The organism is Pseudomonas sp. CMR5c (genome assembly GCF_003850545.1).
GTDB lineage: Bacteria > Pseudomonadota > Gammaproteobacteria > Pseudomonadales > Pseudomonadaceae > Aquipseudomonas > Aquipseudomonas piscis.
On sequence record NZ_CP027705.1, the window covers coordinates 4,160,954 to 4,174,072 of the forward strand.

The window sequence follows — 13,119 nt, forward strand, 5'->3', positions numbered from 1 at the left end:
TGCGCATTATTCACATCCATATCCCGTCCAGGTTTTGCCAGATGCCGAGGATGTTATGGGCGCTGCCGGGTTCGACACGGATAAGCGCCGCCAAGCCGTCGCGGGCCTTCAACCACAGCTGCCGGGGGCCACGCCGAAGCGCTGGCGAAACGCCGTGGCGAAATTGCTGGCATGGCGATAACCCACGAAATGCGCCGCCTGCTGCACCGACCAGCCTTGTTGCAACTGCGCATGGGCGACCTCCAGGCGCCGCTCGCGCAGGTAGCCGAAGACCGTCTGCCCATAGGCCTGGCGGAACTTGCTGCGCAGCGAACTGCTGCTCATGCAGGCCAACTGCGCCAGCTCACCGAGCGAGTGCTCCTCGCCCGGAGCCTGGTGCAGGCGCTCGCGAACCCGCTCCAGCAATTGCCGATCCCGCGGGCTCAAGCTGCCGGCCCGCTCAGCATCGGCTTCCAGCCCGGCCAGGGCATGGGCCAGCAGTTGCAAGGCCACGCCTTCGCACAACAGGGCCTGCAGGCTGCCATGCCAACGCCCGCCGAGCAGGTCGGCGATGGCCTGGCGCAGGTGCACCGGCAACGGCCCGCAGTGCATTCGTGAACCGTTCCCGCGCAGGGCGTTGTGCAGCAACTGCGCCAATTGCGCGTCGGGCAGATCCTCCGGGGCGTTGAGGGCCAGGTTCAGACCGCGCAACCGCGTCCCGGCGAAATGCACGGCCGACATGGGCCGGCCGTCGGCGCACAGGGTCGTGACGCAGTGACCGGCGAGCAACGCCTGGTCATGGGTGAAACTCAGCGCCGCATGTCCTTCGAGCACCAGCGCCAGGCTCAGGCACGGCATGCGCAACGAGTCGGCCCGGTAGCTGTGGAACGCCAGCACGTCGGAGCTCACCAGGACCAGGCCGCCAGGCAGGCGATGCTCGGTGATACGCCCCTGCATCAGGCAGGCAGCGTCATCCTCGTTCCCTGCTCCGGGCAGGCTGTAGCGCACGGCATAGCGTTCGCCAAGCTGACGGAAGTCCCGCAGGTAGTAGCGTTGGTCCAGTTGAGGGGTCGGATGCAAGGCCGGCGCTCGCAGAGAGTAAATCGGGCGACGATATTAGCATTAATTCTCATTCGCATATCTTCATGGAATCATCCGCCCTCGCCCGCTGTCCCCTGTTGATCGCGACGATTTCCCATCCCACGGCAGGAGAACTCCATGGCGAACATCAGCATTGCCCGACAACTGGCCCAGACCCTCGAACAAGCCGGGGTCAAACGCATCTGGGGCCTGACCGGTGACAGCCTCAACGGCCTCACCGACGCCCTGCAGAGCATGCAAAGCATCCAATGGATGCACGTGCGCCACGAGGAAGTGGCAGCCTTCGCCGCTGGCGCCGAAGCGGCGATCACCGGCCAGCTGGCGGTGTGCGCCGGCAGTTGTGGCCCGGGCAACCTGCACTTGATCAACGGCCTGTTCGACTGCCACCGCAGCCGGGTGCCGGTGCTGGCCATCGCCGCACAGATCCCGTCCTCGGAGATCGGCCTGGATTATTTCCAGGAAACCCACCCCCAGGAACTGTTCAAGGAGTGCAGCCACTTCGTCGAACTGGTGAGCCACCCGGCGCAGATGCCCGAGGTGCTGCACCGGGCCATGCGCAGTGCGATCCTCGAGCGCGGCGTGGCCGTGGTGGTGATCCCCGGGGACGTGGCCTTGCAGCAGGTGCCGACGGCCAGCAAGCCATGGCCACCGTTACACGCCCCACGCACCCTACCAGCGCCCCATGATCTGGACCGCCTGGTGGAATTGCTCAGCCATCGCCAGGCCGTGACCCTGCTCTGCGGCAGCGGTTGTGCCGGTGCCCACGACCAGGTCGTGGCCCTGGCCGATGCCTTGGGCGCGCCGGTGGTGCACGCTCTGCGCGGCAAGGAGCATGTGGAATGGGACAACCCCTTCGATGTCGGCATGACCGGGCTGATCGGCTTCAGCTCCGGTTATCACGCCATGCTCAACTGCGACACCCTGGTGATACTGGGCAGCGACTTCCCCTATCGCCAGTTCTATCCGACGGACGCCTGCGTGATCCAGATCGACCGCGACCCACAAGCCCTGGGCCGGCGAGTGCCGCTGGACCTGGGCGTGGTCGGCGACGTCAGCGAGACCCTCGCCGCCTTGCTGCCACGCCTGCCCTACCAGGGCGACCGGAGCTTCCTGGAAACCTCCCTGGAGCACTACGCCAAGGCCCGCCAGGGCCTGGACGAACTGGCCCGGCCCGCGGCAGCTGGACGGCCGGTACACCCGCAGTACCTCACCCAACTGGTCAGCGAACTGGCGGACGCCGATGCGATCTTCACCGCCGATGTCGGCACACCCACGGTATGGGCCGCGCGCTACCTGAAGATGAACGGCCAGCGGCGCCTGCTGGGCTCGTTCAACCACGGCTCCATGGCCAACGCCATGCCCCAGGCCATCGGCGCCCAGGCCGCCTGCCCCGCACGCCAAGTCATTGCCCTGGCCGGCGACGGTGGCTTCAGCATGCTCATGGGGGACTTCATTTCCCTGGTCCAGCTCAAGCTGCCGGTGAAGATCATCGTCTACGACAACGCGGCCCTGGGCTTCGTCGCCATGGAGATGAAGTCCGCCGGCTACCTGGACACCGGCACCGACCTGCACAACCCGGACTTCGCCGCCATGGCCAACGCCATGGGTATCCTCGGCCTGCGAGTGGAAGACTCCGCAGGCCTGGAAGGCGCCCTGCGCACCGCCCTGGAACATGACGGCCCGGTGCTGGTGGACGTGGTCACCGCGACCCAGGAACTGGTCATCCCACCGGCGATCAAGCTGGAACAGGCCAAGGGCATGAGCCTGTACATGCTCAAGGCGGTGATGAGCGGGCGCGGCGACGAGGTGGTGGAGCTGGCCCGGACCAACTGGCCCAAGGGCGGCTGGTTCAGGCTCCCCTAGCCAGGGCCTGGACCCGGGGAATGCCGCCGTCCAGTGTCATCGCAGCCTCTGGTGGACCCACCTTGGAGGTGGGCATCGGTGAAGATTGCGCCAATGGCATCCACCAGGATGATGTTGGAGAAATCACCACGGCCCCAGGCATCGGCGCGTTGGCGCCGATGCCGGCCTAGGGGCTCTTCTCATCGAGCAGAATCCGCTCCAGCCATCTCGCTTGCAGCCGCCCCGCATGGATCAAGCCCGGGGCGGGATCCACGACCTGCCGGCCTCATGCGTCACCGCTCCCCAGCGCAGCATTTCTGCAACGCCCATTGGCGATCTTTTCCTGATTCCATCCAACGACTTCAATAACCAGCTGACCGCAACGACCCGCAAGGGCGCGTTGCGCTGACGGCCTGTTCGACCAACCGTCTAAGAGCTTGCTCCTGTGCATCACATGGATGATCACGCCACGCACTTCGCGCAGGGGTACTGCGGCGGACTGATTGGGCGCATGCAAAGCACGCAAGACCTTTCTTTAGATCAAATGCTTTTGCTTTTTGGAAGGCTAATTCGGAAACGGAAGATGCATCGCTTTTCCTGCGGTCTAGAGTCTAATCCGACAAGCACATTGATGTGCCTCTTGCACGGATGCACGGAGACTGGCGGCCTTCCTCTCCCTACAGACCGTCTGCCTGGAAACAAGGAGCGTTATGAACAAGCCGATCAAGAATATCGTCATCGTGGGCGGCGGCACTGCGGGCTGGATGGCCGCCTCGTACCTCGTCCGGGCGCTCCAGCAGCAGGTAGACATTACGCTCATCGAGTCTGCGGCGATCCCCCGGATCGGCGTGGGCGAGGCGACTATCCCCAGTTTGCAGAAGGTGTTCTTCGACTTCCTCGGGATACCGGAGCGGGAGTGGATACCCCAGGTGAACGGCGCGTTCAAGGCCGCGATCAAGTTCGTGAACTGGAGAAAATCTCCCGACCCATCGCGTGACGATCACTTCTACCATTTGTTCGGCAATGTGCCGAACTGCGACGGCGTGCCACTTACCCACTACTGGCTGCGCAAGCGCGAACAGGGCTTCCAGCAACCGATGGAGTACGCGTGCTACCCGCAGCCCGGGGCGCTCGACGGCAAGCTGGCACCGTGCCTGCCCGACGGTACCCGCCAGATGTCCCACGCGTGGCACTTCGATGCGCACCTGGTGGCCGACTTCTTGAAGCGCTGGGCCGTCGAGCGCGGGGTCAACCGCGTGGTCGACGAGGTCGTGGAGGTTCAGTTGAACGACCGCGGCTACATCTCCACCTTGTTGACCAAGGGGGGGCGGAAGCTGGAGGCGGACCTGTTCATCGACTGCTCCGGCATGCGGGGGCTCCTGATCAATCAGACCCTGAAAGAGCCCTTCATCGACATGTCCGACTACCTGCTGTGCGACAGCGCGGTCGCCAGCGCCGTACCCAACGACGACGCGCGTGACGGGGTCGAGCCGTACACCTCGGCGATCGCCATGAACTCGGGGTGGACCTGGAAGATTCCGATGCTGGGCCGGTTCGGCAGCGGCTACGTCTTCTCGAGCAAGTTCACCTCACGCGACCAGGCTACCGCCGACTTCCTCAAACTCTGGGACCTCTCGGACAATCAGTCGCTCAACCAGATCAAGTTCCGGGTCGGACGCAACAAGCGGGCGTGGGTCAACAATTGTGTGTCGATCGGGCTGTCGTCGTGCTTTCTGGAGCCCCTGGAATCGACGGGCATCTACTTCATCTACGCCTCGCTTTACCAGCTTGTGAAGCACTTCCCCGACACCTCGTTCGACTCGCGGTTGCGCGATGCATTCAACGCCGAGATCGTCTACATGTTTGACGACTGCCGAGACTTCGTCCAGGCGCACTATTTCACCACGTCGCGCGAAGACACGCCGTTCTGGCTCGCGAACCGGCACGAACTGCGGCTCTCGGACGCCATCCAGGAGAAGGTGCAGCGCTACAAGGCGGGGCTGCCGCTGACCACCACGTCGTTCGACGATTCCACGTACTACGAGACCTTCGACTACGAATTCAAGAACTTCTGGTTGAACGGCAACTACTACTGCATCTTTGCCGGCTTGGGCATGCTGCCCGACCGGTCGCTACCGCTCTTGCAGCACCGACCCGAGTCGATCGAAAAGGCCGAGGCGATGTTCGCCAGCATCCGCCGCGAGGCCGAGCGCCTGCGGAGCAGCCTGCCGACGAACTACGACTACCTGCGGTCGCTGCGTGACGGCGACGCGCAGGTGTCTGGCAACCAGCGCGGGCCGACGCTCGCGACGCGGGAAGGCCGGTAGTGGAACGCACCTTGAACCGGGTATCCGCATTTGCCACCACCCACGCTGCCGTGGCCGCCTGTGATCCGCTACAGGCGCGCTCGCTGGTGCTGCAACTGCCGGGCCTGAACCGTAACAAGGACGTGCCCGGCATCATCGGCCTGCTGCGCGAGTTCCTCCCGACGCGCGGCGTGCCCTCCGGCTGGGGCTTCGTCGAAGCCGCCGCCGCGATGCGGGACATCGGCTTCTTCCTGGGGTCGCTCAAGCGGCACGGACACGAGCCTGCGGACGTGGTGCCCGGGCTTGAACAGGTGCTGCTGGACTTGGCTCGCGCGACCGATATGCCACCACGCGAGACGCTCCTGCATGTGACGGTCTGGAACCCTGCGGCGGCCGACGCGCAGCGCAGTTACACCGGGCTGCCCGACGAAGCGCATCTGCTCGAGAGCGTGCGCATCTCGATGGCGGCCCTGGAGGCGGCCATCGCGCTGACCGTCGAGCTGTTCGATGTGCCCCTGCGCTCGCCCGCGTTCGTGCAAGGGTGCGCCGAGCTGGAAGCCTATCTGCAGAAAATGGTCGAATCGATCGTCTACGCGTACCGCTTCATCTCACCGCAGGTCTTCTACGATGAACTGCGCCCCTTCTACGATCCGATCCAGGTCGGGGGCCAGAGCTACCTCGGCCCCGGTGCCGTGGAAATGCCCCTGTTCGTGCTGGAGCACGTCCTGTGGGGCTCGCAAACCGACGACCAGGCCTATCGAGAATTCAAGGAGACGTACCTGCCCTACGTGCTTCCCGCGTACCGGGCGGTCTACGCTCGGTTCGCCGAGGGGCCGGCGCTCATGGACCGCGCGCTCGACGAAGCACGAACCGCCGGTGCGCCAGACGAGCCCGCCCGGGCTGGGCTGGTAGCCCTGGAGCGGGTGCTCAAGGTCCTGCTGCGCTTCCGGGCGCCTCACCTCAAGTTGGCAGAACGGGCGTACGAGGCCGGGCGAAGCGGTCCCGCAACCGGCAGCGGGGGGTACGCGCCCAGCATGCTCGTTGATCTACTCACGCTCACGTGTGCCGCGCGCTCGCGCATCCGCGCCGCGCTCGACGAATCCTGACGCGCAAAGCCAGGTCTCATCTCGCAAGGAGAGTTTGCCCCCATGACTCAGAAGAGCCCCGAGAACGGGCGCGACAACAACCATTTCGACGTGATCATCCTCGGCTCGGGCATGTCCGGCACCCAGATGGGAGCCATCCTGGCCAAGAAACAGTTTCGCGTGCTGATCATCGAGGAGTCGTCGCACCCGCGGTTCACGATCGGCGAGTCGTCGATCCCCGAGACGTCTCTCATGAACCGCATCATCGCTGACCGCTACGGCATTCCGGAGCTCGACCACATCACGTCGTTCTACTCGACGCAGCGTTACGTCTCGTCGAGCACGGGCATCAAGCGCAACTTCGGATTCGTGTTCCACAAACCCGGCCAGGAGCACGACCCGAAGGAGTTCACGCAGTGCGTCATTCCCGAACTGCCATGGGGACCGGAGAGCCATTACTACCGGCAGGACGTCGACGCCTACTTGTTGCAAGCCGCCATCAAATACGGCTGCAAGGTCCGCCAGAGGACTAGCGTGACCGACTACCACGCCGATAAAGACGGCGTCGCGGTGACCACCGCCGAGGGCGAACGGTTCACCGGCCGGTACATGATCGACTGCGGAGGCCCTCGCGCACCGCTGGCGACCAAGTTCAAGCTTCGCGAAGAACCGTGTCGCTTCAAGACGCACTCGCGCAGCCTCTACACGCACATGCTCGGGGTCAAGCCGTTCGACGACATCTTCAAGGTCAAGGGGCAGCGCTGGCGCTGGCACGAGGGGACCTTGCACCACATGTTCACGGGCGGCTGGCTCTGGGTGATTCCGTTCAACAACCACGCGCGCTCGACCAATAACCTGGTGAGTGTCGGCCTGCAGCTCGACCCGCGTATCTACCCGAAAACGGACATCAGCGCGCAGCAAGAATTCGCCGAGTTCCTCGCGCGGTTCCCGAGCATCGCGGCTCAGTTCCAGGACGCCGTGCCGGTGCGCGACTGGGTCAGGACCGACCGCCTGCAGTTCTCGTCGACCGCCTGCATCGGCGACCGCTACTGCCTGATGCTGCACGCGAACGGGTTCATCGACCCGCTGTTCTCCCGGGGCCTGGAGAACACCGCGGTGACCATCCACGCGCTCGCGGCGCGCCTTATCAAGGCGCTACGCGACGATGACTTCGCCCCCGAGCGCTTCGAGTACATCGAGCGCCTGCAGCAAAAGCTGCTGGACCACAACGACGACTTCGTCAGCTGCTGCTACACGGCGTTCTCGGACTTCCGTCTATGGGATGCATTCCACAGGCTGTGGGCGGTCGGCACGATCCTCGGGCAGTTCCGGCTCGTGCAAGCCCACGCGCGGTTTCGCACCTCGCGCGATGAGGGCGACCTGGATCACCTCGACAACGACCCCCCGTACCTTGGGTACCTGTGCGCGGACATGGAGGAGTACTACCAGTTGTTCAACGACGCCAAGGCCGAGGTCGAGGCAGTGAGCGCCGGGAACCAGTCGGCTGCAGAGGCCGCGGTGCGGATCCACGCCCTCATCGACGAACGAGACTTCGCCAAGCCGATGTTCGGCTTCGGGTACTGCATCACCGGTGACAAGCCGCAGCTCAACAACTCCAAGTACAGCCTGATACCAGCGATGAAGCTGATGTACTGGACGCAGACCAGAGCCCCGGCAGAGGTGAAAAAGTACTTCGACTACAACCCGATGTTCGCGCTGCTCAAGGCGTACGTCACGACCCGCATCGGCCTGGTTCTGAAGAAGTAGCCGGCCGAGGACGACATAACGCGATGAACAACATTCAACTGGATCAGCCGAGCATCAAGACGCATCCCCCGGGGGCGCACGACGCGACCACGCGCGTGGCCGCAAGCTGGTACGTCGCGATGCGCTCCAACGACCTCAGGGACAAGCCCAAGGAATTGACGCTCTTTGGCCGTCCGTGCGTGGCATGGCGCGGAGCGACGGGACGGGCCGTGGTGATGGATCGCCACTGCCCGCACCTGGGCGCCAACCTGGCTGACGGGCAAGTCAAGGACGGGTGCATCCAATGCCCGTTTCACCACTGGCGATACGACGAGCAAGGCCAGTGCGTTCACATCCCCGGCCACAGCCAGGCGGTGCGCCAGCTGGAGCCCGTGCCGCGCGGGGCGCGCCAGCCGACGTTGGTGACCACCGAGCGCTACGGCTACGTGTGGGTCTGGTACGGCTCCGCGCAGCCGCTGCACCCGCTGCCCGAAATCGCCGCGGCCGATGTCGACAACGGCGACTTCATGCACCTGCACTTCGCGTTCGAGACGACGACGGCGGTCTTGCGCATCGTCGAGAACTTCTACGACGCGCAGCACGCAACCCCCGTGCACGCGCTCCCGATCTCGGCCTTCGAGCTCAAGCTCTTCGACGACTGGCGCCGGTGGCCGGAGGTCGAGTCGCTGGCCCGGGCGGGCGCGTGGTTCGGTGCCGGGATCGATTTCACCGTGAACCGCTACTTCGGTCCGCTGGGTATGTTGTCGCGCGCGCTCGGCCTGAACATGTCGCAGATGAACCTGCACTTCGATGGCTACCCCGGCGGGTGCGTCATGACCGTAGCCTTGGACGCAGACGTCAAATACAAGCTGCTCCAGTGTGTGACGCCAGTGAGTGACGGCAAGAACGTCATGCACATGCTCATCTCGATCAAGAAGGTGGGTGGTGCCCTGCGTCGCGCCACTGACTTCGTGCTGTTCGGGCTGCAGACCAGGCAGGCAGCCGGGTACGACGTCAAGATCTGGAACGGGATGAAGCCCGACGGCGGCGGCGCGTACAGCAAGTACGACAAGCTCGTGCTCAGGTACCGGGCGTTCTACCGGGGCTGGGTCGACCGCGTCGAGAGCGAGCGGTAATGCGTGAGGCCGAGCCGGTATCGGCCGTGTCGCTGTACCGGGCGCTCGCGAACCTGGCCAGTGGCGTCACGGCCATCACGGGGCTCGGCGCCCGCTTCGTGCCGGTGTCGCTCCTTGCGAGGTATCCATGACCATCTGGCTGCTGCAACTCATGCTGGTGATCGCGCTCTGCAATGTCTGCGGGCGCATTGCCGAACGGCTCGGCCAGTGCGCGGTCGTCGGCGAGATTGCGGCCGGCCTGCTGTTGGGACCTTCGCTGTTCGGCCTGGTCGCACCGAGTTTCTACGACCTGTTGTTCGCCCCACACACGCTGTCGGCAATGGCGCAAGTTGGCGAAGTCGGCCTGATACTGCTGATGTTCCAGATCGGTCTGCGCATGGACTTGGGCCAGACGCTGCACGGCAAGCGCTGGCGCATACCTGCGGCGATCGCAGCCGGCGGGCTCATCGCACCGGCGGCGGCCGGCATGCTCGTCGCCGTCGCCTCCAAAGACACGCTCGCCAGCGACGCACCGACGCTGCCCTATGTGCTCTTCTGCGGTGTCGCACTGGCGGTATCGGCGGTGCCGGTGATGGCGCGCATCATCGACGACCTGGCGCTGAGCGCCATGGTCGGCGCACGGCACGCAATGTCCGCCGCGATGCTGACAGATGCACTCGGATGGATGCTGCTGGCCACCATTGCCTCGCTATCGAGCGGGCCTGGCTGGGCATTTGTGCGCATGCTCGTCAGCCTGCTCGTGTACCTGCTGCTGAGCGGGCTGCTGGTGCGCTTCGTGGTTCGACCGGCGCTTGCACGGCTCGCATCGACTGCCCATGCGGCGCGCGACCGCTTGGCCGTGTTGCTCTGCTTCGTCATCGCGTCGGCACTGGCGACGTCGCTGATCGGATTCCATAGCGCATTTGGCGCACTGGCGGCGGCGCTGTTCGTGCGGCGCGTGCCCGGCGTCGCGAAGGAGTGGAGCGAGAACGTCGAAGGTTTCGTCAAGCTTGTGCTGATGCCGGTGTTCTTCGCGTGTGCGGGACTGCGTGCATCGATCGGCACGATCGACGACCAGGCATCATGGATGTGGTGCGGTGTATTCCTGCTGGGCGGATTCATCGGCAAGTTCGGCGGCAGCTATCTGGGCGCACGCACCACCGGGCTTGCGCCACACGATGCGATGCTGGTGAGTTCGTTGATGAACACACGCGGTTTGATGGAGCTGATCGTCCTGTCGATCGGCCTGCAGATGCAGATCCTTCCGCCAGAGGTCTACACGATCCTCGTGGTGTTCGCGCTGGTGACGACGGCGCTGAGCGCGCCGCTGGTTCGATTCACGCTGCGCCTGCAATCGCGCGCAATGAACCAGCAGGCCGCCTGAGCCCGCTTGAGGGGAGAGATCAGCATGAACGCTGCCACCGAAACCAAAGCTCTCGATTTGCTCGATGCCCAGGACTGCGATGTCCACGATGCACGCGAACTGCGCAACTTGCTGGGGCAGTTCGCGACCGGTGTCACCGTGATCACCACCCGCACCGCTGACGGCCGCAACGTCGGTGTGACCGCCAACTCGTTCTCCTCACTGTCGCTGTCGCCGGCGCTGGTGCTCTGGAGCCTGGCTCGCAAGGCACCGAGCCTGAAGGTTTTTTGCTCGGCGAGCCATTTCGCCATCAACATACTGGGCGCGCACCAGCATCACCTGTCGGAGCAGTTCGCCCGGGCAGCACCTGACAAGTTCGCCGGTGTAGCTCATTCCTATGGCAAGGCGGGAGCCCCGGTGCTGGACGATGTGGTGGCAGTGCTGGTGTGCCGCAACGTCACCCAGTACGAGGGCGGTGATCACCTGATCTTCATTGGCGAGATCGAACAGTACCGATACAGCGGCGCAGAACCGCTGGTCTTCCATGCAGGCCAGTACCGGGGCTTAGGGAGCAATGGAACAGACCCGTAAGCGCCAGCAACCCGGCTCATGTGATCGTTGAATGGGAGGATCGCTGGGTTTCGTCTGGATGACGGCCGCCGTTCACCGCGGGCGATTTCCTGCGGTACAGCAAAGAAGTAGCGCCACGCATATTGAGTTGCTCGAGGATCAGCGGCGACAACCTGGGCAGCTTCCTGGAGTTTGCCGGGAGTGCTCGCCATCTGCTCACTATCGGATCAATACAGCCATTTGCAGTTCCCCCCTCCTCCTCTCGGATCGATCCGACATCCACTCAAGGGCCGGATAAACGCTGTTGATAAGCATTTGCAATTAAAGATAAGATTCCGTCCCCCTAGCCTGATCCCACCTTGAATGATCGCCGCCGTGTCTTATCCCAGCGATAAACTCGAGCTCTACCTTTCCCACCGTGCCGCGCTGGTCGACTACTCGGCGCCGATTGTCGGCTGTCGGGCCCAAGCCGAAGAGGTGGTCCAGGAAGCCTGGCTGCGCTTCTGCGGCCAGGCCGATAGCGTTGCCCAGCCGAGCAACCCGGTGGGCTACCTGTACCGCATCGTGCGCAACCTGTCCTTTGACCTGCTGCGGCGCTCGACCCTGGAAAACCGCCACCCCGATGGCGACGATCTGCTCAGCGAACTGCCCTCGAGCACGCCTTCACCGGAGCACCAGGCGCTGCACAGCGACCAGTTGCGCCTCCTGCAGGACGCCCTGACCCGACTGCCGGAACGAACGCGCCGGGCCTTCTACATGCATCGCCTGCAACACCAGACCTTCCAGGAAATTGCCGCTGAGTTGAAGATCTCCACCAGCTTGGCGCACCAACTGGTGCGTGACGCACTGACCCACTGTGCGGAGCATCTGGCCGATGACTGATACCCCCTCCTCCCAACCTGTATCCGGCTCACTGAAGGACGACCTGGTGTGGCAGGCGGCCATGGACTGGCTGCTGCAATGCCGCGCCGCGCCGGATGACCTGGCACTGCAACAGGCCCATGGACGCTGGCTGGCCGCTGATGAGCGTCACGCTGCCGCCTGGCGCAAGGCCGAGAAAGTCTGGTTGCTCAGTGGTTACCTGGAGCCGCCGGAGATACCCGTGCCTCGGCCGCTGCCAGCCTCGGCCCCGCCCCAGGGCCGACGTCGCTGGGCGGGCCGAGCGCTGGCAACGCTGGCACTGGCGGCCTGTGTGCTGTTGCTGGTAGGACCCACGCCGCCGACCGACCATGCCAGCCCACTCGGCGAGCATCTGAAGATCAGCCTGAGCGACGGCAGCCATGTCGAACTGGGCAGCGACAGTGCCATCCGGGTGGCCTTCGAGCCAGGTACGCGGGGCGTGACGCTGCTCAGGGGGCAGGCGTTCTTCGAAGTCAGCCACGATGCTTCACGCCCGTTCACGGTCCAGGCAGCGGACGTGAAGGTCAGGGTCATAGGTACGGCGTTCGATGTGGACCTGGGTCGCAACGCCGTCGTGGTGGCAGTGCAAAGCGGAGCGGTCCAGGTTCGCGATGGCCGGGGCGAACTCGCGGTGCCTGCCCTGGGCCCCGGCGATAGCCTGCACCTTGGCCTGGATCACAGCCCACCGCAGCGCAACCGGCTACCGCCGGACCAGGTTGCGCTATGGCGCCAGTGGCAGTTGGTGGTCAACGACCGGCCCCTGCGCGAGGTGATCGAACAACTGAGGGACTACTACCCCGGCGCCTTGCTGTTGGCCGACCGGACTCTGGGCGAGCGGCACGTCACCGCCTCGCTGAACCTGCGTTCGCCAGTCAGCGCGCTGCAACTGGCCATCGCTCCGCTTCGTGGGCATCTCACGCATTGGGGGCCCTACATCACCCTTATCCAAGAAACCCCTGGAGCGCCGGTAGAAAAATAAATTTCAAAAAATTCTGGAAGTTCTCGATCGCCGTTCGTTTATTGCCCCGTCCAGTTAATAGTAAATATTCTCATTAACAGGTGCGGATCATTCGCACCAAGCGGGGAGTTCACCAGAGCATGTCCATTCGCCA

The 13,119-nt window shown here is 64.4% G+C and carries 12 protein-coding genes; 11 read left to right on the plus strand and 1 reads right to left on the minus strand.

Going from position 1 to position 13,119, the window contains the following annotated elements:
- Nucleotides 1–108: 108 nt before the first annotated feature.
- Nucleotides 109–1,059, minus strand: a complete 951-nt coding sequence (locus C4K40_RS19060; RefSeq protein ID WP_053131101.1) for a helix-turn-helix transcriptional regulator — start codon at nucleotides 1,057–1,059, stop codon at nucleotides 109–111.
- Between the two features lie 138 nt (nucleotides 1,060–1,197).
- On the opposite strand from C4K40_RS19060, the gene poxB reads away from it, so the two are divergent.
- The 11 genes from poxB (at nucleotide 1,198) to C4K40_RS19110 (ending at nucleotide 12,986) form a co-directional block, all read left to right on the plus strand.
- Entirely contained in the window at nucleotides 1,198–2,943 is a 1,746-nt protein-coding gene (gene poxB / locus C4K40_RS19065; protein WP_022639368.1) for a ubiquinone-dependent pyruvate dehydrogenase, read from the plus strand.
- 20 nt (nucleotides 2,944–2,963) lie between these two features.
- On the plus strand, nucleotides 2,964–3,113 hold the full coding sequence (locus tag C4K40_RS31590) for a hypothetical protein (RefSeq protein WP_022639369.1): 150 nt from the start codon (nucleotides 2,964–2,966) through the stop codon (nucleotides 3,111–3,113).
- Nucleotides 3,114–3,632: 519 nt separating this feature from the next.
- Nucleotides 3,633–5,249, plus strand: coding sequence for a tryptophan halogenase family protein (locus tag C4K40_RS19070; RefSeq protein WP_053131104.1), 1,617 nt, complete (start codon nucleotides 3,633–3,635; stop codon nucleotides 5,247–5,249).
- Complete coding sequence (locus tag C4K40_RS19075; protein ID WP_053131106.1) at nucleotides 5,249–6,334, plus strand: monodechloroaminopyrrolnitrin synthase PrnB family protein; 1,086 nt, start codon at nucleotides 5,249–5,251, stop codon at nucleotides 6,332–6,334. Before C4K40_RS19070 ends, C4K40_RS19075 begins: the two co-directional genes overlap by 1 nt.
- A gap of 42 nt (nucleotides 6,335–6,376) precedes the next feature.
- Complete coding sequence (locus tag C4K40_RS19080) at nucleotides 6,377–8,080, plus strand: NAD(P)/FAD-dependent oxidoreductase (protein ID WP_053131109.1); 1,704 nt, start codon at nucleotides 6,377–6,379, stop codon at nucleotides 8,078–8,080.
- A 23-nt stretch (nucleotides 8,081–8,103) separates the two neighbouring features.
- Nucleotides 8,104–9,195 (plus strand): Rieske 2Fe-2S domain-containing protein, encoded by a 1,092-nt coding sequence (locus tag C4K40_RS19085; protein ID WP_053131112.1) that lies wholly within the window; start codon nucleotides 8,104–8,106, stop codon nucleotides 9,193–9,195.
- A complete protein-coding gene (locus tag C4K40_RS19090) occupies nucleotides 9,195–9,326 on the plus strand; it encodes a flavin reductase (protein WP_124421339.1) in 132 nt (43 codons plus the stop codon). Before C4K40_RS19085 ends, C4K40_RS19090 begins: the two co-directional genes overlap by 1 nt.
- Entirely contained in the window at nucleotides 9,323–10,558 is a 1,236-nt protein-coding gene (locus C4K40_RS19095) for a cation:proton antiporter (protein ID WP_053131115.1), read from the plus strand. Before C4K40_RS19090 ends, C4K40_RS19095 begins: the two co-directional genes overlap by 4 nt.
- A 24-nt stretch (nucleotides 10,559–10,582) precedes the next feature.
- Nucleotides 10,583–11,128, plus strand: coding sequence for a flavin reductase family protein (locus C4K40_RS19100; RefSeq protein ID WP_022639375.1), 546 nt, complete (start codon nucleotides 10,583–10,585; stop codon nucleotides 11,126–11,128).
- 342 nt (nucleotides 11,129–11,470) lie between these two features.
- Nucleotides 11,471–11,989 carry a sigma-70 family RNA polymerase sigma factor gene (locus tag C4K40_RS19105; RefSeq protein WP_022639376.1) on the plus strand — a complete coding sequence of 173 codons (519 nt, stop codon included), beginning with the start codon at nucleotides 11,471–11,473 and terminating at the stop codon, nucleotides 11,987–11,989.
- Entirely contained in the window at nucleotides 11,982–12,986 is a 1,005-nt protein-coding gene (locus C4K40_RS19110) for a FecR domain-containing protein (RefSeq protein ID WP_256223922.1), read from the plus strand. The genes C4K40_RS19105 and C4K40_RS19110 overlap by 8 nt, the downstream gene beginning before the upstream one ends.
- Nucleotides 12,987–13,119: the final 133 nt, after the last annotated feature.